The organism is Mesorhizobium sp. 113-3-3, from assembly GCF_016756495.1.
GTDB lineage: Bacteria > Pseudomonadota > Alphaproteobacteria > Rhizobiales > Rhizobiaceae > Mesorhizobium.
This window is the reverse complement of the sequence record NZ_AP023243.1, coordinates 2575048-2601157: the sequence shown is the minus strand read 5'-3', so window position 1 is coordinate 2601157 and position 26110 is coordinate 2575048. Positions and strand designations below refer to the sequence as shown.

The 26110-nt window shown below is 62.5% G+C and carries 22 protein-coding genes and 1 tRNA gene; 11 read left to right on the top strand and 12 right to left on the bottom strand.

Annotation, left to right across the window (positions count from 1 at the left end):
* Nucleotides 1–403: 403 nt before the first annotated feature.
* The 3 genes from JG746_RS12640 to JG746_RS12630 all read left to right on the top strand — a co-directional run bounded on the left by JG746_RS12640 (nt 404) and on the right by JG746_RS12630 (nt 2196).
* Entirely contained in the window at nt 404–985 is a 582-nt protein-coding gene (locus tag JG746_RS12640; protein WP_202358430.1) for an NADPH-dependent FMN reductase, read from the top strand.
* 174 nt (nt 986–1159) lie between these two features.
* On the top strand, nt 1160–1747 hold the full coding sequence (locus tag JG746_RS12635; RefSeq protein ID WP_202358429.1) for a hypothetical protein: 588 nt from the start codon (nt 1160–1162) through the stop codon (nt 1745–1747).
* A gap of 29 nt (nt 1748–1776) precedes the next feature.
* On the top strand, nt 1777–2196 hold the full coding sequence (locus JG746_RS12630; protein WP_202358428.1) for a DUF983 domain-containing protein: 420 nt from the start codon (nt 1777–1779) through the stop codon (nt 2194–2196).
* A gap of 227 nt (nt 2197–2423) precedes the next feature.
* On the opposite strand, the gene JG746_RS12625 is transcribed toward JG746_RS12630, so the two are convergent.
* The 4 genes from JG746_RS12625 to JG746_RS12610 form a co-directional block, all read right to left on the bottom strand.
* Nucleotides 2424–4151, bottom strand: coding sequence for an FAD-dependent oxidoreductase (locus JG746_RS12625; protein WP_202358427.1), 1728 nt, complete (start codon nt 4149–4151; stop codon nt 2424–2426).
* Between the two features lie 262 nt (nt 4152–4413).
* Nucleotides 4414–6996 (bottom strand): excinuclease ABC subunit UvrA, encoded by a 2583-nt coding sequence (locus JG746_RS12620; protein ID WP_202358426.1) that lies wholly within the window; start codon nt 6994–6996, stop codon nt 4414–4416.
* A gap of 348 nt (nt 6997–7344) precedes the next feature.
* The gene (locus tag JG746_RS12615) at nt 7345–7992 is read right to left on the bottom strand and encodes an MEDS domain-containing protein (protein WP_038655054.1); all 648 of its coding nucleotides are present in this window, start codon (nt 7990–7992) and stop codon (nt 7345–7347) included.
* Nucleotides 7993–8119: 127 nt separating this feature from the next.
* On the bottom strand, nt 8120–8710 hold the full coding sequence (locus JG746_RS12610; protein ID WP_202358425.1) for a GAF domain-containing protein: 591 nt from the start codon (nt 8708–8710) through the stop codon (nt 8120–8122).
* Nucleotides 8711–9210: 500 nt separating this feature from the next.
* Here JG746_RS12610 and JG746_RS12605 point away from each other — a divergent pair, with 500 nt between their 5' ends.
* From JG746_RS12605 to JG746_RS12595, 3 genes are all read left to right on the top strand, one after another.
* Nucleotides 9211–10914, top strand: coding sequence for a sensor histidine kinase (locus JG746_RS12605; protein ID WP_202358424.1), 1704 nt, complete (start codon nt 9211–9213; stop codon nt 10912–10914).
* 6 nt (nt 10915–10920) lie between these two features.
* Entirely contained in the window at nt 10921–11538 is a 618-nt protein-coding gene (locus JG746_RS12600; RefSeq protein ID WP_202358423.1) for a response regulator transcription factor, read from the top strand.
* Between the two features lie 367 nt (nt 11539–11905).
* Complete coding sequence (locus tag JG746_RS12595) at nt 11906–14431, top strand: sensor domain-containing protein (protein ID WP_202358422.1); 2526 nt, start codon at nt 11906–11908, stop codon at nt 14429–14431.
* Between the two features lie 389 nt (nt 14432–14820).
* Here the strand turns inward: JG746_RS12595 and JG746_RS12590 are convergent.
* Nucleotides 14821–14896 (bottom strand) — tRNA-Ile (locus JG746_RS12590).
* A 134-nt stretch (nt 14897–15030) separates the two neighbouring features.
* Here JG746_RS12590 and JG746_RS12585 point away from each other — a divergent pair.
* Nucleotides 15031–15744 (top strand): SIMPL domain-containing protein, encoded by a 714-nt coding sequence (locus tag JG746_RS12585; protein ID WP_202358421.1) that lies wholly within the window; start codon nt 15031–15033, stop codon nt 15742–15744.
* Nucleotides 15745–15994: 250 nt separating this feature from the next.
* Here the strand turns inward: JG746_RS12585 and JG746_RS12580 are convergent, their stop codons facing one another.
* Together JG746_RS12580 and JG746_RS12575 are read right to left on the bottom strand one after the other, a co-directional pair.
* Nucleotides 15995–16351, bottom strand: a complete 357-nt coding sequence (locus JG746_RS12580) for a hypothetical protein (protein WP_202358420.1) — start codon at nt 16349–16351, stop codon at nt 15995–15997.
* A 206-nt stretch (nt 16352–16557) separates the two neighbouring features.
* Entirely contained in the window at nt 16558–17004 is a 447-nt protein-coding gene (locus JG746_RS12575) for a YcgN family cysteine cluster protein (protein WP_202358419.1), read from the bottom strand.
* A gap of 198 nt (nt 17005–17202) precedes the next feature.
* On the opposite strand from JG746_RS12575, the gene JG746_RS12570 reads away from it, so the two are divergent.
* The gene (locus JG746_RS12570) at nt 17203–19329 is read left to right on the top strand and encodes an OmpA family protein (RefSeq protein ID WP_202358418.1); all 2127 of its coding nucleotides are present in this window, start codon (nt 17203–17205) and stop codon (nt 19327–19329) included.
* A 419-nt stretch (nt 19330–19748) separates the two neighbouring features.
* On the top strand, nt 19749–20270 hold the full coding sequence (locus JG746_RS12565; protein WP_202358417.1) for a TIGR00645 family protein: 522 nt from the start codon (nt 19749–19751) through the stop codon (nt 20268–20270).
* 126 nt (nt 20271–20396) lie between these two features.
* On the opposite strand, the gene JG746_RS12560 is transcribed toward JG746_RS12565, so the two are convergent.
* From JG746_RS12560 to JG746_RS12550, 3 genes are all read right to left on the bottom strand, one after another.
* A complete protein-coding gene (locus JG746_RS12560; protein WP_202358416.1) occupies nt 20397–21263 on the bottom strand; it encodes an SDR family oxidoreductase in 867 nt (288 codons plus the stop codon).
* 101 nt (nt 21264–21364) lie between these two features.
* Nucleotides 21365–22000 (bottom strand): helix-turn-helix transcriptional regulator, encoded by a 636-nt coding sequence (locus JG746_RS12555; RefSeq protein ID WP_202358415.1) that lies wholly within the window; start codon nt 21998–22000, stop codon nt 21365–21367.
* A gap of 8 nt (nt 22001–22008) precedes the next feature.
* The gene (locus JG746_RS12550) at nt 22009–22881 is read right to left on the bottom strand and encodes a S1C family serine protease (protein WP_202358414.1); all 873 of its coding nucleotides are present in this window, start codon (nt 22879–22881) and stop codon (nt 22009–22011) included.
* A gap of 168 nt (nt 22882–23049) precedes the next feature.
* On the opposite strand from JG746_RS12550, the gene JG746_RS12545 reads away from it, so the two are divergent.
* Nucleotides 23050–24000, top strand: a complete 951-nt coding sequence (locus JG746_RS12545) for a S1C family serine protease (protein ID WP_202358413.1) — start codon at nt 23050–23052, stop codon at nt 23998–24000.
* Between the two features lie 3 nt (nt 24001–24003).
* Here the strand turns inward: JG746_RS12545 and JG746_RS12540 are convergent, their stop codons facing one another.
* Nucleotides 24004–24429, bottom strand: a complete 426-nt coding sequence (locus JG746_RS12540; RefSeq protein ID WP_202358412.1) for a VOC family protein — start codon at nt 24427–24429, stop codon at nt 24004–24006.
* 66 nt (nt 24430–24495) lie between these two features.
* Here JG746_RS12540 and JG746_RS12535 point away from each other — a divergent pair, with 66 nt between their 5' ends.
* Nucleotides 24496–25122: a TetR/AcrR family transcriptional regulator gene (locus JG746_RS12535; RefSeq protein ID WP_202358411.1), complete on the top strand. Its 627-nt coding sequence runs from the start codon at nt 24496–24498 to the stop codon at nt 25120–25122.
* Here the strand turns inward: JG746_RS12535 and JG746_RS12530 are convergent.
* The gene (locus JG746_RS12530) at nt 25055–26014 is read right to left on the bottom strand and encodes a LysR family transcriptional regulator (RefSeq protein ID WP_202358410.1); all 960 of its coding nucleotides are present in this window, start codon (nt 26012–26014) and stop codon (nt 25055–25057) included. The genes JG746_RS12535 and JG746_RS12530 overlap by 68 nt on opposite strands.
* Nucleotides 26015–26110: the final 96 nt, after the last annotated feature.

The window sequence follows — 26110 nt, the reverse complement described above, 5'->3', positions numbered from 1 at the left end:
GACTTTGAGAACGGAAATTGACCACCGTCAACGCGGTGCCGGCGGCACGATGTAAACAGAGTCCTCTAAGAAGAACTCCCGTCCTGGGATTTTCCCCCCAAGGAGCAAGGCATGAGCATCAAAAGCATCGTCACGATAGCATCCTCGCGCTCGGTCTCAGCATGAAAGCCGCATCAAGGAGTTCGGCGTTGACATCAGCGGCGCCGGGACCAGCCAAGAAGAGAGCAACGTTGCGAGAGAACCGCGTTCGCAGCACGCCAATGACGCCTTTTGCTTCCACCGCGCAGCCTCCGGGGCGACGCAGGCGACGCCGCGGCCGTTGGACTTCGCAGGCGGTGTCTTTGCCTTTCGCGGTCTTCGCCAGATCGGCATATCGGATGAACGTCCAGGAAAGAGGTGTCCCATGACCGCATATAAGGTTGGCTACTTTATAGGAAGCCTGGCTTCGGCCTCCATCAATCGCAAGCTAGCCCGGGCACTGGTGGCTCTCGCTCCGCCGGAACTCGAAATGGAGGAAATTTCCTTCAGGGACCTACCGCTCTACAGCTACGACTACGACGCCAATTTTCCCCCACCTGCCAAAGCCTTCAAGCATGCCATCGCAGTGGTCGATGCGGTGCTGTTCGTGACACCGGAGTACAACCGGTCGATCCCCGGCGGTCTGAAAAACGCCATCGACTGGGCAAGTCGTCCCTACGGGACCAACTCGTTCGCGCGCAAACCGTCAGCAGTAATCGGGACGTCGCCGGGCGCGATCGGCACTGCAGTGGCCCAGCAAAGCCTGCGCAGCGTACTTAGCTTCTGCAATTCACCGCAGATGAATGCACCGGAAGCCTACATCCAGTTCAAGCCTGGCCTCATCACCGATGAAGGCGAAGTTACTGACGAGACGACGGCCGATTTCCTTCGCAGCTACATGGCGGAATTCCAGGCATTTATCACTCGCGTCTACACGGTATTGCCAAGGCCAAGGCTGAACTCTTGATGGAATTGCCACCGAGGCGACGATGTCGTCCTGGTGGACGAATGCGCAAATGAGATCGAAGCGTCGTCTCCGTAGTGCGCCTGTCAATCAGTAAACTCCAACAGGCGGGAAACGGGGCGTACGCACGGAAGGTCGGTCGTGTCACCTGAATGGGTTTCCGCTTGGGCCAATCTAATGACCGGCATGGCGGCCCTTCTGGCTGGCTGGGCCGGGATGCGCGGGCTCAATGCATGGCGGGCCGAAACGGTCGGCAGGCGGAAGGCCGAACTTGCAGAAGAGGTTTTGGCTGGGTTTTATCGGACCAGGGATATTTTGACATGGGCGCGGTTTCCCGCCTCGGATGCCGATCAAGGTGAAACTGTTCGGCCCGAAATCGGCCAGGACGATGATGGGCCCGAAAAGAGCGAGATCATCGCCCCCGTGGACCGCTTGACGAAGGAAAGCCAGGTGTTCTCCGAGCTCCGCGCGAGCCGTTACCGCTTCATGGCTTACTTCGGGGAAGAGGCTGCACGCCCGTTCGATGAGATAAAGGCAATTCACAACGAAATTGTCGATTCAGCCCGCAATTTGGTCCGGACCCACGGCGATGAGTCAGCCGGACGAGAACAGGAACGCGATCACTGGGAGGCCGCGATCGGTTGGGGAGGAACGGAGGGAGACGCTCTGAGGAAGCGGCTTGACCTTGCAGTAAAGGCAGTCGAGCAGACCTGCCGCCCCCTAATCGAGGAACGGCACAAGGCCCGCCGCGACAGTATCTTCTGAGGATTTTGATTGCGCCATGGGGTCCGGTCATGACTGAATATAACGAAACCACGAATCCGATCCTAACCGGTTTCAAGGGTCAGTGCCCCCGATGTCAGCAGGGACACTTGTTCGCAGGCTACCTGAAACTTGCTCCAAGTTGTGATGTCTGTGGACTCGATTTTTCTTTCGCCGATCCCGCTGACGGGCCTGCATTCTTCTCAATGTCGATTGTTGCGTTCCCAGCCCTTGCGTTTGCTCTTTGGTTGCAGTTGCGGTTTGAGCCACCTTTCTGGATTCACATTCTCACAAGCCTGCCTCTGACCATCGGGGCATGCATAGTGTTGCTCCGACCTCTTAAAGGATGGCTCGTCTGTTCTCAGTATTTCCATAAGGCAGCGGAAGGTTCGATCGATCGAGATTGGCATGCCGCTGAAGCCGAGCGCCAAAAGCTAGAACCGCATGAATAACGAGATCAGCATCGGTCCAATTCTATACCTAACGCTCGCGTCGGATAGGTGCTGCCGCTCTGGCGCTTACATCAGTCGTTGGTTGCGCTCATGCCGGGATGTCTGCGATGCCACTGCGGGTACTCGCTTCCGTCTCGTTGAGACCCATTGCCAGATCGTATTGCCAGTCGAAGAAACGAACGGGCGTTACCTTGCCTTGATGCGTAAGGCCGCGACAAGGCCGAACATCACCTTGTTGAAGGCGAAGAGACAGGCGGAAGCTCGGTGGCGGACGGGGCGTGAACGGCGGCGCCCTTTGCTATGCTGGCGAGATAAGTATGTAGCTGGGCCACCACTTCGGCTCCTTCGCCGATCGCAGCGCCGACGCGTTTGACGGAACCGGAGCGCACGTCCCCGACCGCAAAGACGCCAGGGATGCTGGATTGCAGTGACAGCGGTTCTGCCCCGTCGATGGCGGAGCGTGTCGCCTGCGGCACGCTCGCACCCGTCTGCACGAAGCCTTTGGCGTCGAGAGAAACGCAGCCGTGCAGCCACCCAGACTCCGGCTCGGCTCCGATGAACAAAAACAGATGCCGAGTCGACCTGTCCGTTTCCTCGCCTGAAACCCGGTTGCGCCACCGGATGCGCTGAAGCTGTCCTTGCGGTGAGCCGGACAGCGCAACCACCTCCGTATTGGTCACCACTTCGATGGTGCTGGTCGCATAGATCCGGTCAATGAGATATTGTGACATGCTTTCGGACAGGCTTGGCCCACGCACGACCAGCCAGATCTTGGCGGCGTAGTCTCGCAAGAACACGGCAGCCTGTCCCGCGGAGTTGCCGCCTCCGACAAGGACGATTTCCTCGCGCTGGCAAAGCCGCGCCTCGATGGGCGAGGCCCAATACCACACGCCTCGCCCTTCGAACTCGCTAAGATTGGGGACGTCAAGCCGACGGTAGCGTGCGCCGGACGCAATGACAACGGACGAAACCTTGGTGCGATCTCCGTCAGCGAGTTCCAGCATCAGCGGATTTTGACCGCAGTCCAGGCGCGCGATGCCGGACGGAATCGCCATTTCTGCGCCGAATTTCTGCGCCTGCACATAGGCACGCCCGGTGAGGTCGCGGCCAGATATGCCGGTTGGGAATCCGAGGTAGTTCTCGATCCGCGCGCTCGCGCCGGCCTGTCCTCCGAACGCGTGTGCGTCGAAGACCACGATCGAAAGCCCCTCGGACGCCGCATAGACCGCGGTGGCAAGACCCGCGGGGCCGGCCCCCACGATGGCGACATCGTACGTCCGATCTCGACCGTCCCTCCGCACCATTCCAAGGGCGCGTGCCAGGTCTGACTCACTGGGATTCTTCAAAATGGTGCCCTTGGGACACACCGCCAGGGGAAGGTCGCTCGCATCCGGCGCATATTTGTTGACGAGATCCGCGGCATCGCGATCACTCGCAGGATCGAGCACCTCAAATGGATAGGCGTTCCGGGCGAGGAAGCCTTGCAGCCGCACGACATCGGGAGCGTCCTCGGGCCCGATAAGCACCGGTCCGCCGGCGCCCGCTTCAATCAGGGAGATGCGTCGCAGAATCAACGCGCGCATGATGCGGTCGCCAATCTCGGGCTCCGCGATCATGACCCTGCGCAGGTCCTCAGCCCGAATGAGAATGGCCTCGATATCGTCGACCGCGTGAACGTCGACCAGCGCCGGCCGACCGGAAAGCTGTTCCACTTCGGCGACGAAATCGCCTGCAGTCACTTCCACGATCGGAGTGAGATGTCCCAGCAGGTCGCGCCGCGTGACCTGGGCGCGACCGCTCTTGAGCACAAACATACCAGGCGCGATCTCTCCCGTCACGAATAGCGGCTGGCCCTTGCTGTAACGCTGGTGGTGGCCGAAGCGACAAAGCCGATCGATTTCCGCCGCCGAGAATTTCGGAAACATCCTCTCATTGCTCGGATCGATCTTCGGCATCAGATATCCTCACGGGTTCTTCTCACGGCCTCGATCGCGCGACCTCTGTGCGACAAGCATTTCGCGAACTTGTCTGCCGTGAGAGCGCCTTGTCGCGAGCATAGTGGAAGCCCACCATTAAGCGCCCGCTGAGCCTTGTCATTGACGACCGTCAACTCGGCAATTGCGCGATCGCCAACGTCGAGCCTCTGGTATGTGTCGTGCACGCCGTCCGTGTGCTGCTCATGTTGACAGCCGAGCGCTTGAGCGGATCCCCGCGATTCTACCGAAGTGCTTCAAGGCGATTGGGCGCGAGCCGAGCCCTGAACCGCGACAGATATGGCGCCGTGCGGCTTATGGACGATCCCGCGACCTCGGCTGGCCTGCCGAACGCGACCACACGACCGCCTTCGTCACCTGCCCCAGGGCCAATGTCCATGACCCAGTCGCTGCCGGCGGCGACACGCATGTCGTGCTCCACCACGATGACGGTATTGCCGGATTCGACAAGCCCATCGAGTTGCGCGATGAGCCTCTCGACGTCAGCCGGGTGTAGTCCCGTGGTGGGCTCGTCAAGGATGTAGAGCGTATCGCCGCGCTGCGGCCGCTGGAGCTCGGAGGCAAGCTTGATCCGCTGGGCCTCACCGCCGGAAAGCTCCGTCGCCGGCTGGCCAAGCCGCAGATAGCCGAGGCCAACCTGCCGCAGCACTTCGAGGGATCGGCGCACCTTCGGCTCCTCGGTAAAAAAGGCGAAGGCGTCATCGACCGTCATTCCCAGGACCGCGGCGATGTTCTTGTTGCGGTATTCTATCTCCAGGGTTTGCGGATTGAAGCGCGCGCCATGACAACTTGGACATGGCGCATAGACGCTGGGCAGGAACAGCAGTTCGACGCAAACAAAGCCTTCGCCCTCACAGGTCTCGCAGCGGCCCTTGGCAACATTGAAGGAAAAGCGTCCAGCGTTATAGTGGCGGGCGCGCGCCGACTTGGTGGCCGCGAAAATTTTGCGAACGTGGTCGAACAGCCCCGTATACGTGGCGAGATTGGACCGTGGTGTGCGTCCGATCGCTTTCTGGTCGACGACCACCAGGCGCTTGACGTCCTGCGCCCCGCCCGCGATCCGACCGCCCCGTGTCGTCACTACGGTCCGCTCGAGTTCGTCGCCCTCATCATCGATCGAGGGGATGGGATGGCCGAGCTGCTTTGCAATCAATTCCACCAGGACCTGGCTCACCAAGCTCGACTTGCCCGAACCGGAAACGCCAGTCACGGTGGTAAATCCTCCCAGCGGAAAATCGACATCAAGCCCATGGATGTTATTCCGGCTGACCCCGCGCAGCCGCAACCAGCCCTTGGGCGGGCGCGGCGTTCGATCTGACACGATCGTGTCGCCGAACAGGTACCGGCGGGTCTGCGATTGCTCTGCCTGCTCGAACCCTTGCAGCGGACCGCTGTAGAGCACATGGCCGCCTAGATCGCCGGCACCTGGGCCGACGTCGACGATCCAATCCGCATGGCGGATCACATCGATATCGTGTTCGACCACAAACAGCGAATTGCCTGAGAGTTTCAATCGGTCGAGCGCCGTCAACAGCGCCTCCGTATCCGCAGGATGAAGTCCGGCGGAGGGCTCATCTAGCACATAGACGACGCCGAACAGATTGGAACGCACTTGGGTTGCAAGTCGCAGGCGCTGAAGTTCCCCCGGTGACAGCGTCGGGGTGCTTCGCTCCAGTGAAAGATAGCCAAGCCCGAGGTCGAGCAGAACCGTCAGCCGGCCGCTGAGGTCCTCGGCGATCCGCTGCACTACCAACGCCTTCTCCGGATGCCGCGTCTTAAGCTTGGTCAAGGTGGCAGCGGTGGCTTCCGCATAGGGGCGCAAGAGATCAGCGAGCCTTGCCAGCGGGATCCCCGATATATCGGCAATATCGAAACCGGCGAACTTGACGGACAGCGCTTCGCGGCGAAGCCGCTTGCCGTCACAGAGCGGGCACTCGGTGCTCACCATGTAGCGTGCCACCCGCTTCTTGATCGACGCGCTTTCAGTGGTGGCAAAGGTGTTCAGCACATATCGCCTGGCGCTGGAGAAATTGCCGCGGTAACTCGGCTCCTCCTTGCGCCTGATCGCGCGTCGCGCCTCGTCCCGGTCATACCCGATATAGACCGGGACCACCGGCTGCTCGTCGGTGTACAGGATCCAGTCGCGGGCTTCTTTCGGCAGCTCTCGCCAGGGGCGATCGACGTCGTAGCCTAGACTAGTCAGCATGTCGCGCAGGTTGCCGCCATGCCAAGCAGGCGGCCAGGCGGCAATGGCGCGCTCGCGAATGCTTTTGGAATCATCCGGCACCATCGAGCGTTCGGTCGCCTCGTAGACCCGACCGAGCCCATGGCATTGGGGACAGGCTCCCGCCGGCGTGTTGGGCGAGAAGGCCTCGGCATCGAGATGCGCTTGGTGCCGTGGATAGTCGCCGGCGCGCGAGTACAGCATCCGAAGGAGGTTGGACAGCGTCGTCACGCTGCCGACGGAAGAGCGCGTAGAAGGCGAGCCGCGCTGCTGCTGCAAGGCCACGGCCGGCGGCAGACCATCGATTTCGTCGACCTCGGGAACCGCCATCTGATGAAACAAGCGCCGCGCATAGGGCGACACAGATTCGAGATAGCGCCGCTGCGCCTCCGCGTAGAGCGTGCCGAAGGCCAGCGACGACTTTCCAGAGCCGGAGACGCCGGTAAACACCACAAGGGCATCGCGGGGAATGACGAGATCGATGTTCTTCAAATTATGCTCGCGTGCTCCACGCACGCGGACGAAGCCGTGCGGACGCTCTTCTGCCGCTGCTTGAAATGGAGGCTTGTTGATTTCCAGCATGTGCTTAGACCGGCCAGGTAGAACCCATTGCGGCAGAGCGCCGTCGCGACCACAATGATCGCTATCGATTTGTCCAGCGATCCACCCAGCGCCGGGATCGTACGGGCTGCCCTGTGCCGCTCACGGCCGGGCAGGCAGAAACATTGGGGGCGATGCGATCCGCATCAATTGATGCCCGTCAATTTGCTGTTAGGTTAGAGCGTCGCCAAAGGCCGACCTCGGCAAAAATTCATCTGAGCCCGTTCGCGTGACCGCCGCTACCTTTCTCTGGAACGCGCCCGACACCTTCAGCCTGCAGACAGATTCTGATGTCGCGCCGGCATTTAATGGGCTTGGAGCTTCGAAGGGCTATCCCATATAGGATCGCCTTGGTTCGGTTCGCGACTGCACCTCGCGGATGAAGTCCTGCGGGCGCGTAAAGAAGCTATTCTCGACCAGAACGCCCCCGATGATGACCATCGGATGCGTGCGAAGAATATCGATGGCATGCGGCGCCGTGAGCAGATTGGCGTCGAAGGTGCAAATTACCGGGTCGTCGTAGTTCGGCAGCACGCTATTGAGTCGCATCTCGTATTCAACCCATTCATTGCTGCTCTTCCAGTCGTCTACGGCCGCTTCGGCATGCGCGATCATCCGCGTCAAAGGGAAGCCGAGCTCGGAGCCGGCCTTCAAGCCCTCTTGGATGAGGACGAGCATCGCGTCCTTGTTGAAGCGTCCGGTCTCGAGATAGGTGTCCTCCGGTAACGCGACTTCGAGTTGGCGGCTTTTCATCGCCTTCTCGACGTCGATGCCGGCGTTGCGCAACCTCTGGAAGTGATCCTCCTTGTGCCTATCAGGGAGGACATGATAGGCGCGCTGGCCGCAGTTGATGCCGTCGCAGATGAACGGCAGCAACGTGTCGTACTCCTCCGCCGCCGAATTGAAGAATGCGCAGACATGCCTGTGCTCACGCAACATGGATCCGCCAAAAGGAATAGGCTGGGTCGTTGATTTCATGTCAGTCCCCAGATCCGATCTTCTCTGCTTTCGTTATCTCAGGCGATTGTCCGCTCATTTCTTTTAGGAGTCCATTCGTCATTCAGCGCAAAAGGCCCTCGATTGCGTTCCGGTGTTGCAGCCATAGTCAGTCTCGCGGTTGAGAGTCCTTTGGGAATTGCCTGCCGTGAAAGCGCCGGCTCGACACCAGGCCCTCTCGTTGCTCCAGGCTGTCCGCGATCTGGGCGGCGAGCCTGTCCAGCGGAGCATGATCGAACTCGCGCTTTGTCTGCGGTTTGCGAAAGTGCGTTGTTAATACTCCCCAGAGGCGGCCGTGGCTGCTGATCAGCGGCGTCGACTGTGCCGCCGCAATGCCGCCGGCACGCAACATATCGAGCTCGCGCGTGCCCACAAAGAGGTAGCTCGTCGTCACATCTTCGACGAACACACGCATGCGCCGCATCAGCGCGACAGCACAAGTGGTGTTGGTATCGCGACGCACGGTGCCGAAAAAGCTCAGGGCTTCGCTTGAGAACCCGCGGCTGGCAACAATTGTCAGGCAGTCGGTTCTTGCGTCGAAGCGCTGCAGCGTGCCCATGTCCGCGCCGATCATGTCGATCGCGATATCGAGAGCCTGCAGCAGGCCCGCGCCGACATCCGGGGAATCTCTTAGCCCCAGCAGGATAGCGTCAATTTGTTGCCCAGTTGTGGCGTCGAGCGGTTCTGTGAGTTTTGCCATCGATGTGCCCCAGCGCGCCGTAACACGCCAAAATTGTCGCGGCCGAGCGATAGCTGAAATTATAATGGGAGATTGCTGGCGGGCGGATTACGGAATTTTACGCAATCGACTTTTTCGTCACGCCAGCCGGCAACACGTGACTGCAGTGAATGCATTTGCGCGACGTGGCTGTGCCCCCTGCAAGGAGCACTCGCTGGCAACTGAAGACATCTGATAAGCCATTAGCCCGTGCCTGATATGGTTCCTGGGCGCCAGATCGGATTGATCGGATCGGAAATCCGATCTTGGACGGCATTATCGCTGCCCCGAAATCGAGGGTTCCAAACGTTTGAATCAATCCGCTAGGCAATTGGCATAGGTAGTGTAAGGTTTTGCTCGGGATGCGGCTGCTACGTGGTCGCAAACGGTCGTCGCCGCGCGGCAACTGCGAAGATCCGCTGCTTCGGCGTTGAGGACAAGCGCTGAAGATCCGATGTACGTTATGTATTGGATCAGGCGACATGCCTTGGGTCGATGAGCTTTCTGAGCCGCAAGAGCTCAGGCACTGCATCCGCGATCTTGTCGCGCTTTCGACGCTGCCAGCAATCTGGAAAGACTACAATTTGTGGCAAATCGCCGACAGTGTGGCGGCAGGATTGATTTCGATGCTCAATGCAGACGTCATTTACGTGTCTGCACCGAGGGTGCCAGACGAAGCTGCGGTCGACGTGATGCGCACGAGCCAGGCGGTATCCGCTGGATCCCCTGGTCGCATCGAACGCATCATTCGTGCTGCGTGGCTCGATAGCCGCGAGCAGACATTCGCGATCGACAACCCGTTTGGGAAGGGAGCGTTACAGATCGCTGCCGTACCAATGGGCTTTGGCGGCGACGCCGGAATTATCGCAGGTTCCGTCAACCCGAAATTTCCAAGCGAGACGCATCGACTGGTTCTTGGAATTGCGGCGAGCCACGCAACGCTCGCCATGCAACGCTGGCACGCGGAGGCCCAGCACCGGCGTCTGGTGAGCCTGATAGAGCGCTCGTCCGAGCTCGTTGGTTTCGCCCGATTAGACGGCACGCCGCAATATCTCAACAAGGCTGGCTGCGAGCTACTAGGGCTTTCCGGCATTGAGGAGGTGGAGCGGCTTAACATCGTCGATTTCCTGGCTCCCGATGAGCGGACCCGGGCGCATCGCGAGTTGATCCCACTGGTAATGGGGACCGGACGCTGGCTCGGCGAGCTCAATCTGCGACACTTCAAAACTGGAGAAGACATTCCGTTCCTCGTCGATTGGTTCCGCATCGACGACTTGCGCACGGGTCGCCCTATGAACATGGCGACCGTCAGCCGCGATCTGAGGGGGCAGAAACAACTTGAAGAGAGCCTTCGACGCCTCAACGAATCGCTGGAGCAGCGGGTGGCAGAACGCACATCGGAATTGGCGGACGCGCTCCAGCGGCTGACGCTCGAAGCCGAGGAGCGCATGCAAGCGGATGTCCGATCGCAAGAGCTGCAACTCGAGCTGCTTCATGCGTCGCGGCTGAGCGCAGCGGGTCAGATGGCTGGCGCGTTGGCGCATGAATTGAACCAACCGCTGACCGCGTTCACGAATTCGGTCAACGCTGGGCGCCTGATGATCGCAAGCGGCGCGCATAGCGTCGACACCGTACGCGATGTTCTCGACGAAGCCGCCGACCAGGCGCTCCGCGCCGGCGAGATCATTCGGCGTCTGCGACAGTTCGTTTTGCGTGGCGAGACGGAAATGCGGATCGAAAAACTGCCCGACTTGATCCGCGAGGCCAGTGCTCTTGCCTCCGCGGGAACCGGAGCGCACGGCGTGCGGGTCCGGCTGAGCTTCGATCCGCGCGCCGAAGCGGTGTTTGGGAACCGAATTCAACTGCAGCAGGTCTTGCTCAACCTGATACGCAATGCGCATGAGGCGATGGCAGAGACTGAGCGGCGCGAATTGGACGTGGCCACCGCGCGGCTCGATGACGGGTTGATTGAGATCGCTGTAGCCGATCGTGGTTCGGGCCTGCCGGACTATATTGCCGACCACCTCTTCGAGCCATTTCACACCACAAAAAGCAATGGCATGGGATTAGGCCTCTCGATCTGCCGCTCGATTGTGGAGGCCCACGGCGGCAAGCTGCGATATGAGCCAAATTGCGGCGGTGGAGCAATCTTTCGCGTGACGCTGCCTGTCCCGTTGGAGCGATGAGCGAAGATGGGCGCCGACCGATGCATTTATATTGTTGATGACGACCAAGCGATCCGCCGGTCGTTGGAGCGGCTACTGGACGCGATCGGTTTCAATGTGGTGTCGTATGCCTCGCCGAAGGCATTCCTCGGCGTCGCGGGCGACTTGGCCGCGGGCTGCGTTCTGCTGGATCTTCGCATGCCGGAGATGGACGGCTTTGAGGTTCAGGCTCGCCTTCAGCTGAAAAACCCGGACTTGCCGGTTATTGTGATAACGGCTCAAGGCGACGTACAGACCGCGGTCCGAGCGATGAAGGCAGGAGCTGTGGACTTCATTGAAAAGCCATATAGCCACGACGCCTTGGTAGCGGCGATTGAGTCCGCGCTGAAGACCGGCACGGCGAAGGGTCGAACCGATGAAATTGCTGGTGCGAAAGCGCTGATCGATACGCTCAGTCCACGCGAGCGCCAGGTTCTCGAGGCGCTGGTAGCCGGGCAGCCAAACAAGATCATTGCCTTCGATCTCGGTATCAGTGTGCGCACTGTCGAGGTTCATCGCTCGCGTATGATGGACCGCCTAGGCGTGCACCAGCTGGGCCAAGCGGTCAGGCTTTCTGTTCTCGCGAGCCTCGCAGAGGCTAGGTGAGCGGGTTCTTGCTGGAGGTGTCTGCTCCAGTACATCGTCACGCTCGATTTGGATGACGTAAGTTCTGGGAAACCGGCGCTCACGACTTCAACCGAGACGGCCAGATGGTCCGCAAAGCGAAAGGCAATAAATACGAGAGAGTTGGCGTTTGGGCGTGCCGGCCCGCCCGGCCATATTTGCCACGCACCTCCCCGAGCCAAGGTCTCGGCGCATGCGGGTGACCTAAGCTCGGCGAGTACCTGGCGGCGCGTTGCTTCGGCGATGGCCCAATTGCGTCGCTTCCATCGAGCATTGATGCAACTTGCACGGAATGTCGAACCTTTCGTTAAGCCATGGCGCTCACTGTCCACTCTGTCTGCGAGCAGCGATGAGTATCACGATGGATCACCTCCGGGCCGTTTCTCACAATCAGCTTTCGGCTGTCTTTGAAGACTTGGCCGACCACGCGTTGGTCGGCATGACGATCGTGCTCGACGCCCGGTTTCTCTACGCCAACCAGAAATGCTGCGAGCTGTTCGGCTACTTAGAAGAAGAATTCATCCAGCTCTCCCCCTTCGACCTCGTCGTCGATACCGATAGGGAGATGGTTCGGAACCGGATGAACGAGCGCCTCTGCCGCGAGACAACTACCTCGGAATATTCGTTTCGCGGCGTTCGGAAAGACGGCTCGATCATCGATCTGGAGGTGCGGGGAACGACAATCGCCATCGACGGCCGGCCGGCCCTCGCCACCTCTTTTGTCGAGATGACCGACACACGCCGGGCGATCCAGGAGCGTGAACACCAGCGGACGATGGCCGCCCACATCGCCCGCGAACGGGACACCGCCCAGCGATATCTCGATGTAGCTGGCGTAATGATGATGGTCTTCGCGGCCGACGAGACGATTTCGCTCGTCAACCGGCAGGGGTGCGAGGTGCTCGGCTATCGAGCCGCCGACGAACTCCTCGGCCGGAACTGGATCGACGTGTTCATCCCCGCGCCGAAGCGATTAGAGATGCGAGCCGCATTCCATTCGTTTCTCGATGGCACCACGCCGGCTGTCGAGCATTTCCAGAATGAGATCGTTACCAAGAGCGGGGAAGAGCGGATCATCAGCTGGCACAATCAGCGCCTTTTCGATGACAGCGGTAAGGCCACTGGCATCCTCAGCTCCGGCGAAGACATCACCGAACGGTGCCGGTCCGAGGAGTCACTTCGAAGCAGCGAGTTGCGCTTCCGCCAGATCGCAGAGAACCTTAGCGAGGTCTTCTGGATCACGAATGCGGACAAGACGAAGGTCGAATATATCAGCCCCGCCTATGAGACCGTTTGGGGGCGGACCGTTGAGGAGGTCTACGAGCGGCCAGTCGCGTACCTCGAAGCGATCGTGCCCGAGGACCGCGAGGCAACGGAAAGGCGGGTTAAGCAGCAGGCCGAGGTCGGCTACGATGTCGAATACAGGATCACACGGCCTGATGGCGCGACTCGCTGGATTCACGACCGAAGCGTTGCGATCAGGGACGAAGCAGACTGCGTCTACCGACTGATCGGCGTCGCCGAGGACATCACGGAGCGCAAAGCTGCCGAGAACCGCCTTTTCGAACTCGCCCATTTCGACCAGCTCACCGGCATTACTAATCGGCTGTATTTCGGCCAGATCGTCGATGCGGCAATTAGACGGAAGGCGGCTGGAGCGGTGATCCTCCTTGACCTTGACGGGTTTAAGAAGGTCAATGACTCCGCCGGCCACGCTGTCGGCGACCTGCTGCTCCGCGCGACGGCGAAAAGGCTGGCAGAGGTGACCCCTCCGGACGCGACCGTCTCTCGTTGGGGTGGTGACGAGTTCGCTGTCTTCGTACCTGAGGGATCCACGACGGGTTCGCTCGCTGAATTCATCGGCCGGATCCGGGAAGTGTGCGCCGAGCCTTTTTTCCTGCCGAGGCGAAAGGTGTTCCTGACGGCAAGCATCGGTATCGCACGGTCCCCGGACCACGGAAGTTCGGCTGCGGAACTAATGGCCCACGCCGATCTCGCAATGTATCGGGCGAAGGCGGAGCTGCCGGGAACGGAGAGATTCTTCACCCCCGGAATGAAAGAAGAAGTTCAGCGGGAAATCGACCTCGAGGCCGAGCTACGCCGAGCCTTCGCCAATGCCGAGTTCGAGCTGCACTACCAGCCACAGGTCGACCTCGCCACCGGCTCCTTGGTCGGTGCCGAGGCACTCCTGCGCTGGCGGCATCCAGAAAGGGGACTTCTGCAGCCGGCGGAATTTCTCTCCGTCCTGGAGCCGAGTCCGGTGGCGGCGGCGGTCGGTGACTGGACGATCGCCACCGCGTCAGCAGTTGCGGCGCGGCTCCATCGCGCCGGTCGCCCCCTGCGTATCGGCGTCAATCTATTCTCGGCCCAGATGAAGGCCGGAGGTTTGACAAAGACGATCGCGAGGCAGCTCCAGGAAAACGAGCTGCCTCCAGAACTGCTGGAGATCGAGATCACCGAGAAGATAATCCTTAACCAAGACCCGGCGACGCTCGTGACGCTAACTAAGATTCGTGAACTTGGCGTCGGCTTGGCCTTCGACGACTATGGCACCGGCTATGCCTCGCTTAGCATGCTCACCGAGTACCCCCTTACGCGCCTGAAGATCGACCGCGCCTTTGTCGACCGAATGGCGACCAGCGTCGGCGACGCAGCCATCGTCAAGGCAATCGTTGGCCTGGCTCTGGGCTTTGGGCTCAAACTTGTCGCCGAGGGAATTGAGTGCGAAGAGCAGGCAGCGACCCTTCGTCTTCTCGGCTGTCACGAAGGCCAAGGCTACCTGTTTGGCCGGGCTATGCCCATCAACGAACTGCTGATGGCGGTTGAGCGGGCGGCGGGCTGCACCCCATCACCGGGGTTTGTACCGGCGGCATAGGAACGGTTGCTGCGCAACGGCCACGCCAGAGGGCATTATCGGCGGCCGGAACGACCGTCCAACGGATCGCGCTCGCCGGGTAGCATGGCGGGATCCTGTTGCTTCTTGTTCCCTCGGCTCAGGAGGCTGAAAGCCAACGCGAAGGCGTACAAAAACAAGAAGCCCGCCCGACACAGGAATTCCTGCCCAATGGCCGGCGGCAACTCGGTCCGGTATTGGCGCAACCCTGACCTGCGCCCGGCCGACGACGTCCGCTTCTGGTATGTGGGGAAGGCTGATCGCTATGGCCATATGAGGCGCATTGCTGCCATTCGGGAGAAGATGGCTGGATCAGCTTCTTGAATCAATTCTGGCGAACCGCCTCGTAACTCATTGATAAATAACGATAATGGTGGGCCCGGAGGGACTCGAACCCCCAACCAAGCGGTTATGAGCCGCCGGCTCTAACCATTGAGCTACAGGCCCCACGCCGGCTGGATTAATGTTTTTCGCTTTCCGGCACAAGGCTTTCCCGACCGGCTTTCGCCGATCGCCCAAATCAACCCATAATCGCGCTCTACGCGACCTCTGCGACTGGATCGCAGACCAAGGAGATTTTCATGACCAGACATCTTTTGCCCCTCGCGCTCGCCGCTGCAATCGCCTTTCCGGCGATGGCTGGAGCCGCCGATTCGCCGACGCCCGCCCGCATTGTTGTTTCGGGTGAAGGCGAAGCGACCACCCCTCCCGATCTGGCGTTGTTGTCGCTCAGCGTGATGCGCGAAGCCAAGACGGCGCGCGCCGCGCTCGACGCCAACAACGACGCCATGGCCGCCGTGATCGCGGCGATGAAAGCCGCCGGCATCAAGGACCGCGACCTGCAGACGGCGGGCATCCAGATCAACCCGCGCTACAACTACACCAACAAGCCCGACGGCAGCCAGGAGGCCGAGTTGGTCGCCTACCAGGTGACCAACACGCTTGCGGTGCGGGTGCGCGACATCGACAAGACGGGCGAGATTCTCGACAAGGCCGTGTCGCTCGGCGTCAACCAGGGTGGCGGCATCTCCTTCACCAACGACAATCCGGCGGCAACCATCGACGCAGCCCGCAAGAAAGCGGTGGCCAACGCGATCGCCAAGGCCAAGACGCTTGCCGAAGCCGCCGGCGTCAGCATCGGTCGGGTGCTTGAAATCTCCGACCAGAACATCGCCCCGCCGCCAATGGCGATCAATGCCAAGGCCTTCGATGCCGCCGCGGGCGCGGCGGTGCCGACGCAGGCCGGCGAGAACGCCTACAATGTTCAAGTCACCGTCACGTTCGAACTGAAATAGGCAATTCGGATGCGTGGCCGGGCTCTCCCCGGCCACGCCAACGGCAAATGCCGCGCATGAAAAACCCCGCGGGATCGCTCCCGCGGGGTTTTTTCGAGCCGCACCCGTCCGATGGGACAGGGGCTCCGCTAGTCCGGACGGACCCCGCAGGGGTCATGTCCCCAGGCTAACCCTCGCAGAGGGTTATGCCACGCTAACCCTCGCAGAGGGTTATGCCACGCTAACCCTCGCGGAGGGTCAGCCCGCAGCCTCAGCGATAGATGACCGGGCAACCGCGCTCGTTGGCGAATACGATAACGACGCGGTCGCCATCCTGACGGCCCACGACCTTGATCACGCGGCGGTTGGCGTCGACGATGCGGGCGCGATAGAGGCCCATGCGCTCGGCCTTGTCCAAGGCGCGATCCGGCGAACAGCCGCGGCGCCAGCCGTCACGGCGCTCATCGCGGCGATGCCGATAGCCGTCGTCGCCGGCGTAGACGCCGAAGCGCGGATCCTGGTTGTTGCCGAATCCGAGATAGAGGCTGTCGGCATGGGCAGGAATGGCCGTCAGCGCGCCGAGGCCTACCAGGGCCGAGAGGGCTGCCGTTTTCACCGTGTTGAACATGGTCTTTTCTCCTTGTTGCGGGCTTGCACCCGTCCTCTTGAAAGCGATGATGGGAGAATGCGCCAGCCTGCCTGAACTGTTTACGAACCCGCCGTTCATCTGCGGTTCATGTGGCGGAAAAAGGAAATCCTCGCCAGGTTTCGAACAATGCGCGCCCAAAATATTCTTGCCCGGGTTCCTTGTTCGGAGCCGTGCGGACACGGACCTCAAGGCTCGTCGTCGAGCATATAGTCAAAATAATCTTCAGGCTCGGCCAGATCGGTCTCACTGGCCTTGACCCGGCCGCGCATCGAGATGCCGGCCTCGTGCACGGTTTCGGCACTGCCCGACACCAGCCGGTGCCACCAATAGAGGTCGCGGCCCTCGGCCACCAGCCGGTAGGCGCAGGTGCTTGGCAGCCAGCTGATGGTGCGCACATTCTGCGGCGTCAGCCCGACGCAATCGGGAACGCGCGCCAGCCGGTTGGCATAGTCGGCGCAGCGGCAGGTCTGCGCGTCGAACAGTCGGCAGCCGACACTGGTCCAGTAAATCTCGCCGGTGTCCTCGTCCTCGAGCTTCGACAGGCAGCATTTGCCGCAGCCATCGCACAGCGATTCCCACTCGGCTGGGCTCATCTGCTCCAGCGTCTTCGTTTTCCAGAACGGCGTTTCCATTTTGGGGATGTGGCCCCGTAGGCCGCCGAGGTCAAGCGTGGCAAAGGTTGAAATGCGGCTGCAACCCGGCCGAATGACACGAAGTTGCCTTCAAAAGGCCGGCCAATCGCCTCGTACGGCTTCTATCCCAGCCAAACTGGAACCAATCGGGCCAAGATCGGTTTCGGCAAGGATGGGACCCCACAAGGAGAGTTTTCGATGAAACGCCAACCATGGATTCTGGCAGGCACCGCACTTGGCCTGCTGATGGCGTCCGCGCCATTGGGCGCGTTCCCGCTTCAGGGAGGTGCCGCGTTCGGCCCCATGCAAGGCGGTGGAACGCCGCTGATCCTGGCGCAGGACGCCCCTGCCGACGCGGCACAGCCAACCGACCAGGAGCAGCCGCGCAAGAAGAAGCACGAGCAGCAGGCCGAACAGGCACCAGCGGAGCAGGCAGCCCCGGCAGCCGAGCAACCCGCCCCGGCAGCCGAGGAGCAGCAGCCGCGCAAGAAGAAGCACGAGCAACAGCAGCAGACCGAGCAGGCACCGGCCGAACAGGCGGCACCCGCCGAAGAGCAGCAGCCGCGCAAGAAGAAGCGTGACCAGCAGCAACAGACCGAACAGGCGCCGGCCGAACAGGCGGCACCCGCCGAAGAGCAGCAGCCGCGCAAGAAGAAGCGTGACCAGCAGCAACAGACCGAACAGGCGCCTGCCGAACAAGCTCCAGCTGGCCAGGCAGAGCCCGCCAACGACAACCAGCCGACCAAGCCCGGCAGGAAACACAAGCAGGACCAGCAGAAGCCCGCCGAGCAGGTCCCGGCAGTGACGCCGGAAGCCGCGCCGACGCCGAAGGAAGCTCCTGCCGGCGAAGCAACGACGCCCAAGGTTGAACCGGCTCCGGCCGGCGAACAACCGGCCCAGGGCGAGCAGCCCCAGACAAAGAAGCACGGCAAGAAGCCGGCGGGCGAACAGCCTGCCAATGGCGAGCAGCCGGCGACCGGCGAACAGCCTGCCATTGGCGAGAAGCCGGCGACAGGCGAACAGCAGACCGGCAAACAGCCCGCGACGGGCGAGCAACCGGCCAACGGCCAGAAGCCCGCAACCGGTGAACAGCCCGCCAATGGCAACACGGCCGCGCCTGTCCAGGGCGAAACCCCCGTGCAGGGCGAAGCGCCTGCCGACAAGAACGCTGCCCCCATCCTCGACAGCCAGAAGGATGCCGCACGCAAGGCCGGCGGCCGCAAACCTGGCGACAAGGCCGGCCAGAACGACCAGCAGCAGAATGGTGGCCAGAACGCCCAGCAAGGCGGCGACCAGAGCCAGAAGCCGGTGGTCGCTCCCGTCGACCAGGGTCCGCCTCCAGCCGACGACAAGGCAGCCCAGCAGGAGATCAAGACCGAAAAGCTCGTTCCGGTGACGGAGGAAAAGGGCAAGCGCCTCGACCGGGCGCCTGACGAGAACATCCGCGACCGCCGTCGTCCCAAGGGCGTCGACGTTCTCAAGGAGATCGGCGACCGCGTGATCATTCAGCTCGGCGGCCAGACGATCGTGCAGAGCAATGACGGTCCGCGCATGAACCGCGGCGCCAAGGATGTCTATTACGAGGATCTGTCGCAAGGCCGTACCCGTGAGACGGTCCAGCGCGACAACGGCGTCCAGATCGTCACCATCCGCAACCGTTACGGCGATGTCATCCAGCGTTCGCGCATCACGCCGGACGGGCGCGAATATGTGCTGAGCTATGTCGACGAGCGGGACTATCAGGATGAGGGCGACTGGCGCGATCCCGGCGACGACCTGCCGCCGATGCGGCTCAACATTCCGCGCCGGCAGTACATCCTCGATTCCGAGGACGTCGAAAGCGATGACGACTACTACACCTTCCTCGACCAGCCGCCGGTGGAGAGGGTCCAGCGTCTGTATTCGATCGACGAGGTCAAGCGTTCGGCCCGCGTGCGCGACATCGCACGCCGCGTCGACCTCGACACGCTGAACTTCGAATTCGGCTCCTCCTCGATCTCCGACACCGAGGTGCAGAAGCTCGAGGGCGTCGCCAGCGCCATTGAGAAACTGCTGAAGAAGAACCCGGCAGAGACCTTCCTGATCGAAGGCCACACCGACGCCGTCGGCACGCCGGAAGCGAACCTTGCTCTGTCGGACCGCCGCGCCGAAGCGGTCGCCGAAGCGCTGACCAATGCCTTCGGCATCCCGCCGGAGAACCTGACGACGCAGGGCTATGGCGAGGAGTATCTGAAGGTCAACACCCCGGCGCCCAACCGCGAGAACCGGCGTGTCGCCATCCGCCGCATCACCTCGCTGGTGGCACCGGTCGCCAGCAACAAATAGGTCATGATTTCAAAACCATGACCCGGTTTGCGGATTCAAGGCAAGAAGCACCCATCCCCGGCTCGATCGGGGATGGGAAAGCCTCAGATCCGGGGTCCCGGCTCAAGAAGATTTGTACCGGCATCAGAACCGGTTCATTGAATCGCAAGCACACACACCCCAGATTCAGGGCTGGGCGTTCCCTGCCCCGTCCCGACTCCAGCGGGACGCATTGAGCCCCGCCGGCCCTCTCCGGCGGGGCTTTTTGCTATCTTGCAAAAAGCGCCAGCCTGGCCGAAATACGGCCTGACATCGACCAGAGCAAATTCCAGGAAAGTGTGTGCGGTTTTCCGTCCGGAATTGCGTCAAGACAAAGAGGTAGAGCAGTTCGCCGTTTCCGTGAAACGGTGAAATGATCTAGGCAACAACCGGAACCATTCATGAAGCGTCTCGAACTCGCCATCGAATCGATCATCCTTGCCTCGCGCTGGCTGCTGGTCGCCTTCTATATCGGGCTGGGTCTGGCATTGGCCGTCTATGCCCTGTCCTTCGGCAAGAAGCTCTACGAGTTCATCACCACGGTGTTCCTGCTCGGCGACACCGACACCATCCTGAAGATGCTCGGCCTGATCGATGCCGCCCTGGTCGCCTCGCTGGTGGTGATGGTCATCATCTCGGGCTACGAGAACTTCGTCAGCCGCTTCGACGACCAGGATGGCGGCGGCGTGCACTGGCTGGGCACGATCGATGTCGGTTCGCTCAAGGTCAAGGTCGCCTCGACCATCGTCGCCATCTCCTCCATCCACCTCTTGCAGGTGTTCCTCAACTCGTCCTCCTATTCGACCGACCAGTTGATGTGGCTGACCATCATCCACCTCGCCTTCGTCGTCTCGGCGCTGATGCTGGCCTATATCGACAGGCTGATGGGTCTGAGCAAAGGCAAGAAGGACGAGATAGGCTGAGACTCGACAAAGACGAGCCGAAGCCTCCCAGACTTCGTCATCCTGGGGCGGAGCAGCCGCGCAGCGGCGTCGCGAAGCGATGCCTGTTGGAGCCAATCTCGAAGTGATGTGCCCTGCGTCGAAGAGCTAGTAGATGCTCTTGATCTTGCTGTCCGTGCGCGCAAACACCTCGTCCGGCACGAAGAAGTCGCCGGCCAGCGGTCCGGTCGCGCCGGGTGAATAGACCGAAAAGTCGCTGACGCCCTCGGCGCGCAGCACCTCCTCGTCGATGTAGAAATTGCCCGATGCCTCGCGCGACGGCCGCATGAAAATGGCATGCGCGGCATCGGCCATGATGTCGGGCGACCGGCTCATCGCTGCCACCGTCGCGCCGCCCAGAAGATTGCGCACCGCCGCCGTGTCGATGGTCGAGATCGGCCACAGCGAATTGACCGCGATGCCGTCCTTGGCGAACTCCGCGCTCATGCCCAGCGTGCACATCGACATGCCGAACTTGGCCATGGTGTAGGCGACATGGTTCTTGAACCACTTGGCCTTCATGTCGAGCGGCGGCGCCAGATTCAGGATGTGAGGATTGTCGGCTAACTTGAGGTGCGGAATGCACATTTTGGACACCAGGAAGGTGCCGCGCGTGTTGATCTGATGCATCAGATCGTAGCGCTTCATGTCGGTCTCCAGCGTGCCGGTGAGCTGGATGGCGCTGGCATTGTTGACGCAGATATCGATGCCGCCGAATTTCTCCACCGTCCTTGCGACAGCCTCGGCCACCTGCGCCTCCTCCCGGATGTCGCACAGCACGGGCAGCGCCTTGCCGCCAGCCTGCTCGATCTCCTGAGCCGCGCTGTAGATCGTGCCCGGCAGCTTGGGATGCGGCTCGGCGGTCTTGGCGGCGATCGTCACATTGGCGCCGTCGCGCGCCGCGCGCAGCGCGATCGCCAGCCCGATGCCGCGCGACCCGCCGGAGATGAACAGCGTCTTTCCCTTGAGCGACATTCCTTGCGCCTCCCTTGCAACATGGCAGGCGCGAACCTTTGCGCGGCGGGCGACCATAGCGCAAGGCCCGAGACGCATCGGTGTGGGTTACGCAGCGGACGCTAAACCAGCACCAGCCCCTGCCTCATCGCAATGGCGATGGCATCCGTGCGGTTGGCGGCCCCGAGCTTGATCAGGATCGCGGCGACGTGGAATTTCGCTGTGTGCACGGAGATGTTGAGCCGCCGCGCGATCACCTTGTTGGGCGCGCCTTCGGCCAGCAGCGCCAGCACTTCCGCCTCGCGCGGCGACAGCGCCGGCCGGGCGGCGTGCTCGTCCAGGACGTCATCCTCGAACGGCTCGCTTTCGCCCGTATGGAAATCCTCATGGCGTCCACGGTCGCCCTCGCCCGTGACGCGATAGCCGGCCGCCGCCAGCCGCGCCGCCGCGGCGATCAGCAGATCGTCCGCACCCGTGGGCATGACCGCAAACACCTCACCGGCGGGCCGCTCGCCGCCGGCGCGTCCCGACAGCAGCACGCGCGGCATGGAGGCCGGCACGGCACCCCCGCTCCTGCCGTCGACGACAGCGACATCGGCCCTGCCGCCGCCGGCCACCACCGGCAGCAGGTCGTCGCTGGCGGCAAAAGTGGCAGCCAGGCGCTCGGCGCGCGCGGCATCGCCAAGCGCAATCAGCACCACCAGCCGCCGCAAAGCGGCACTGTTGCTCACGATCCGGTCGCCGGCGAGCGTTTCCATCAATCCTCTCAGCTCAGCGGCTTTTCGCCGATGGTCAATGCCACGTCGCGCTGTTCGCCGCCACGCACCACGCCAAGCGCCACGGAAGCGCCGGCGCTGTCGGGCCCGAGCCTGCGGATCAGGTCGCGCGGCCCATGCACGGCCTCGCCGTTCCACGCCACGATGATGTCGCCCAGCGACAGGCCGGCGGCCTTGGCCGGACCGGCGTCGTCGAGGCTCATCACCATCGCGCCATGGGCGTCGCGGTCACGCACCGGATGCAGGCCGGCGCCGAGATAGCCGCGCGCCACATGGCCTTTTTCGCGCAATGTCGCCACCGCCCGCTCGATCGTCTCATAGGGCATGACCAGCGCACGGCCGCGCGGCCCGAACAACAGCATGCCGATCAGCGCGCCCTTGGCGTCGAGCACCGGGCCGCCCTCGAAACGGCCGCCGGCGCCGACGGCCAGATGAATACGCCGGTCGATCGTGCCGCCGCGCATCGAGCGCCAGGCCGACCCGACTTCGCCGACCGAGCCCGACACGGCCAGCGCCGAGCCCTGGCTGTTGCCGATGGCGATGGCGATATTGCCAGGCCGAACGGCATCGGCCCTGGCAAGGACAGGCGCGCCGGCCGCATCCGCGGGCTTCAGCAGGGCCACGCCCGTCGACGGATCGCGGCCGATAAGCTCCGCTTTCACCGTGTCGCCCGAAGCCAGCGTCAGCTCGATCTCCTCGCCGGCCTCGACAGCCTCTTCGGCGGTGACGAAATAGCCATCGCTCCAGTGGAAGGCGCTTGCCGTGCGGTGGTGATGCGTGGCGAAGCTGGCGGTCGCGGGTGCCGCCGCGGCGGCAAGGTCGGCAACGGCTTGCGAAAACGCATTCAGATTGAAATCACTCATGATGGTCTCCTGGGGTTCGTCATGTCCCAGATATCGCCCGACGGCGCCCCTGGAGGTACTCGCCTGACGGCTAGTTGGCGGTTTGACTGGCCATCTGGTCAGGTCGCGGCGGTTCCGGCCGCTCCGCACATATAGTGACGGATTAGCCTGAAAACACGGAGCCCAGCCATGGCCCTCGCCGCGCACAAATTCGAAACCGATGATACTCTGCTCGACGCCTATTCCATGACGGTGGCGGATGCGGTCGACCGCATCGGTCCGGCCGTCTGCCGCATCGAGCGCATTGGCGGCCAGGGTGGCCATGGCTCCGGCTTCATCATCGCGCCGGACGGGCTGGTCGTCACCAATTTCCATGTCGTGGGCGACGCCAAAACGGTGCGCGTGTCGATGCCCGACGGCGCCTCCAGCGAAGGCCGCGTGCTCGGCCGCGATCCCGACACCGATATCGCCCTGGTGCGCGCCGACGGCAGCTTCACTGACGTCGCGCCGCTCGGCGATTCCAAGCGGCTGCGGCGCGGCCAGATCGCCATCGCCATCGGCAATCCGCTCGGCTTCGAATGGACGGTCACGTCAGGCGTCGTCTCCGCACTCGGCCGCTCGATGCGCGCTTCGACCGGCCGGCTGATCGATGACGTCATCCAGACCGATGCCGCGCTCAACCCCGGCAATTCCGGCGGGCCGCTGGTGTCGTCGGCCGGCGAGGTCATCGGCGTCAACACCGCGATGATCCACGGCGCGCAAGGCATTGCCTTCGCGGTCGCCTCCAACACCGCCAATTTCGTCATCTCGGAGATCATCCGCTTCGGCCGCGTGCGCCGCGCCTTCATCGGCATATCCGCCGATACCACCAACCTGCCGCGCCGCGCGGCACTCTTGTCGCAAGTGTCGACCAGCACCGCCGTGCGGTTGCGCAGCATCGAAAAGAACGGCCCGGCGGCCAAGGCCGGCCTCAAGGAAGGCGACATCATCGCGGCCATCGACGGGCGCCCGGTGACCGGCGTCGACGACCTCGTGCGCATGCTCGACGCCGAGCGTATCGGCCGCGAGACGCTGTGCACGGTGGTGCGCCGCACCGGCGTCAGCCAGGTGACGGTGACGCCGGTGGCAAGGGCTGGCTGAGGCTCAAGCCCCCGCCGCGCCCTCCGCATACTGCGCCAAGAATTCCTCGCTCGGCGGGATCGGCTTGATGACATCGATCAGCACGCCGTTGGGATCCCTGGTGATGAAATGGCGCTGGCCGAAGGGCTCGTCGCGCAGCGTTCGCAGCACCGGCAGGCCGGCGGCAAGGATCCGCTCATAGACCGTGTCGGGATCGCGAACCTCGAAATTGATCAGCAGGCCTGACGTGCGCCCCCGTCCCTCCTCAGGGATCGTCTCATGGTCGCCCTGGACGATGCCGAGATTGACGCGTTTGCTGTCCACCGATTGCAGGTGCACATACCAGTCGCTTTCAAACAGCGGCTGGAAGTCGAAATGCTCGACATAGAAGGCCGCCGTGCCGGCGACGTCGCCGGTCATCAGCACCGGATAATAGCTTGATATCTTCATCTTTCTTTCTCCCTGGACATAACATACAGTCTGTATGTAAATCGAATTAACATACAGGCTGCATGTATGCAACAGGAATCCGCGCGCCGTTCCAACCGCGACCGCACCGAGGCGACACGCGCCGATTTGATCGCGGCGGCGCGAAAACTGTTCACCGAGAAATCCTATGCCGAGACCGGCACGCCGGAGATCGTCACCGCGGCCGGCGTGACGCGCGGCGCCCTCTACCACCATTTTGCCGACAAGCAGGCCCTGTTTGCCGCCGTGGTCGAACAGGAGGCGCAGGCGGTGGCGCAGGAGATCGACCGCGCTTCGCCGCCCTCGCTCGAAGCCCGCGATGCGCTGATCGCCGGCTCCGACGCCTATCTCGCCGCCATGCGCGCGCCCGGCCGCACGCGGCTGTTGCTGCTTGATGGCCCCGCCGTGCTTGGCCGCGCCGCCATGGATGCGATCGACAACCGCCACGGCAATCGGTCGCTGCGCGAGGGCCTGGTCGCGGCGATGCGGGCCAACACGATGACGAGATTGCCGGTGGATGCCCTGACGGCGCTGCTTGCCTCCGCCTTCGACCGCGCAGCACTCGCCATCGAGGCCGGCGCCTCGGCGCAGGATTACAGCGCCGTGCTCATGGCGCTGATTGACGGATTGTCTCCAACTCCTCGTCAGGCACCTCGCCCGGCTCGAACTCGTTGAAGCAGCCGAGCCCGCTTTTGAACCGTTCGATCAGCCAGGCCGCCGCCGGCTTCGGGCTGCTGTCGTTGCGGTGCATGGCAAACAGCGGCGAGCGCGCCTCGCTGAAGGGTTCGAGGTCGAGTTCCACCAGCCGGCCGGTTGCCAGATCGTCAGCGATCAGCCAACGCGGCAGACCACCCCAGCCCAACCCCTCGCGCATCAGAATATGCTTGGTGCGCATGTCCGTGAGGCGCCAGGTCCGGTAGGCAAAGACACCGAAGTCGCGTCCCTTGGTGCGTTCGGACTGGTCGGTGACGACAAGCTGGGTGTGTTCGCGCACATCCTCGAGCGCCAATGGCTTTGGCAGCAGCGCCAGCGGGTGGCTGGGCGCGGCAGCCAGCACGATCGACATGAAGCCGATGCGCACAAGGTGAACGTCGTGGACCTCGCCCAGCAGCCCGCCTATGCCGAGATCGGCCTGTCCGTTGACGACGTGATCCGGGATCAATCCGAGCGAGCCTATATGCAGGCGCAGCATCACGGTCGGAAACTGCGCCTCGAATCCCTTCAGCACCCGCACCAGCACGGCCGAAGGCAACGACGCATCGACCGACAGCGCCACTTCGGCCTCCAGCCCGTGATGGTGGCCATCGACACGCGAGCGCATGCGCTGTAGCACGCCAATCATGCGCCTTGCATCCTCCAGCATCGCCCGGCCGATCTCGGTGAGTTGCGGCTCGCGCGTGCCCTCGCGTTCGAAAAGCTTCAGCCCAAGCTGCGCCTCAAGATTGGCGATGCCGTAGCTGATGACGGATTGCGCCCGGTTGAGCTTGCGGCCAGCGGCCGAGAAACTGCCGGTATCGGCGACGGCGACAAGGATCTGAAGCTGGTCGAGGGTCGGATTGGGCTGCATCACCGTATCTATTTTATAGATGGATCGTATAGAAAATATACCAGTTTATCTGATGGATCGATAGCCCCATATGTGGCGGGACAAATCATTCCACTG

Bases quoted from the DNA above. Each gene is read 5' to 3' on its own strand.
- JG746_RS12530 (WP_202358410.1), bottom strand. From the start codon at position 26,014: ATGCAGCCCAATCCGACCCTCGACCAGCTTCAGATCCTTGTCGCCGTC.
- JG746_RS12630 (WP_202358428.1), top strand. From the start codon at position 1,777: ATGACTGAATATAACGAAACCACGAATCCGATCCTAACCGGTTTCAAG.
- JG746_RS12560 (WP_202358416.1), bottom strand. From the start codon at position 21,263: ATGTCGCTCAAGGGAAAGACGCTGTTCATCTCCGGCGGGTCGCGCGGC.
- JG746_RS12540 (WP_202358412.1), bottom strand. From the start codon at position 24,429: ATGAAGATATCAAGCTATTATCCGGTGCTGATGACCGGCGACGTCGCC.
- JG746_RS12600 (WP_202358423.1), top strand. From the start codon at position 10,921: ATGGGCGCCGACCGATGCATTTATATTGTTGATGACGACCAAGCGATC.
- JG746_RS12620 (WP_202358426.1), bottom strand. From the start codon at position 6,996: ATGCTGGAAATCAACAAGCCTCCATTTCAAGCAGCGGCAGAAGAGCGT.
- JG746_RS12635 (WP_202358429.1), top strand. From the start codon at position 1,160: ATGACCGGCATGGCGGCCCTTCTGGCTGGCTGGGCCGGGATGCGCGGG.
- JG746_RS12570 (WP_202358418.1), top strand. From the start codon at position 17,203: ATGAAACGCCAACCATGGATTCTGGCAGGCACCGCACTTGGCCTGCTG.
- JG746_RS12565 (WP_202358417.1), top strand. From the start codon at position 19,749: ATGAAGCGTCTCGAACTCGCCATCGAATCGATCATCCTTGCCTCGCGC.
- JG746_RS12615 (WP_038655054.1), bottom strand. From the start codon at position 7,992: ATGAAATCAACGACCCAGCCTATTCCTTTTGGCGGATCCATGTTGCGT.
- JG746_RS12580 (WP_202358420.1), bottom strand. From the start codon at position 16,351: ATGTTCAACACGGTGAAAACGGCAGCCCTCTCGGCCCTGGTAGGCCTC.
- JG746_RS12610 (WP_202358425.1), bottom strand. From the start codon at position 8,710: ATGGCAAAACTCACAGAACCGCTCGACGCCACAACTGGGCAACAAATT.
- JG746_RS12575 (WP_202358419.1), bottom strand. From the start codon at position 17,004: ATGGAAACGCCGTTCTGGAAAACGAAGACGCTGGAGCAGATGAGCCCA.
- JG746_RS12535 (WP_202358411.1), top strand. From the start codon at position 24,496: ATGCAACAGGAATCCGCGCGCCGTTCCAACCGCGACCGCACCGAGGCG.
- JG746_RS12640 (WP_202358430.1), top strand. From the start codon at position 404: ATGACCGCATATAAGGTTGGCTACTTTATAGGAAGCCTGGCTTCGGCC.
- JG746_RS12605 (WP_202358424.1), top strand. From the start codon at position 9,211: ATGCCTTGGGTCGATGAGCTTTCTGAGCCGCAAGAGCTCAGGCACTGC.
- JG746_RS12555 (WP_202358415.1), bottom strand. From the start codon at position 22,000: ATGGAAACGCTCGCCGGCGACCGGATCGTGAGCAACAGTGCCGCTTTG.
- JG746_RS12625 (WP_202358427.1), bottom strand. From the start codon at position 4,151: ATGCCGAAGATCGATCCGAGCAATGAGAGGATGTTTCCGAAATTCTCG.
- JG746_RS12545 (WP_202358413.1), top strand. From the start codon at position 23,050: ATGGCCCTCGCCGCGCACAAATTCGAAACCGATGATACTCTGCTCGAC.
- JG746_RS12595 (WP_202358422.1), top strand. From the start codon at position 11,906: ATGAGTATCACGATGGATCACCTCCGGGCCGTTTCTCACAATCAGCTT.
- JG746_RS12550 (WP_202358414.1), bottom strand. From the start codon at position 22,881: ATGAGTGATTTCAATCTGAATGCGTTTTCGCAAGCCGTTGCCGACCTT.
- JG746_RS12585 (WP_202358421.1), top strand. From the start codon at position 15,031: ATGACCAGACATCTTTTGCCCCTCGCGCTCGCCGCTGCAATCGCCTTT.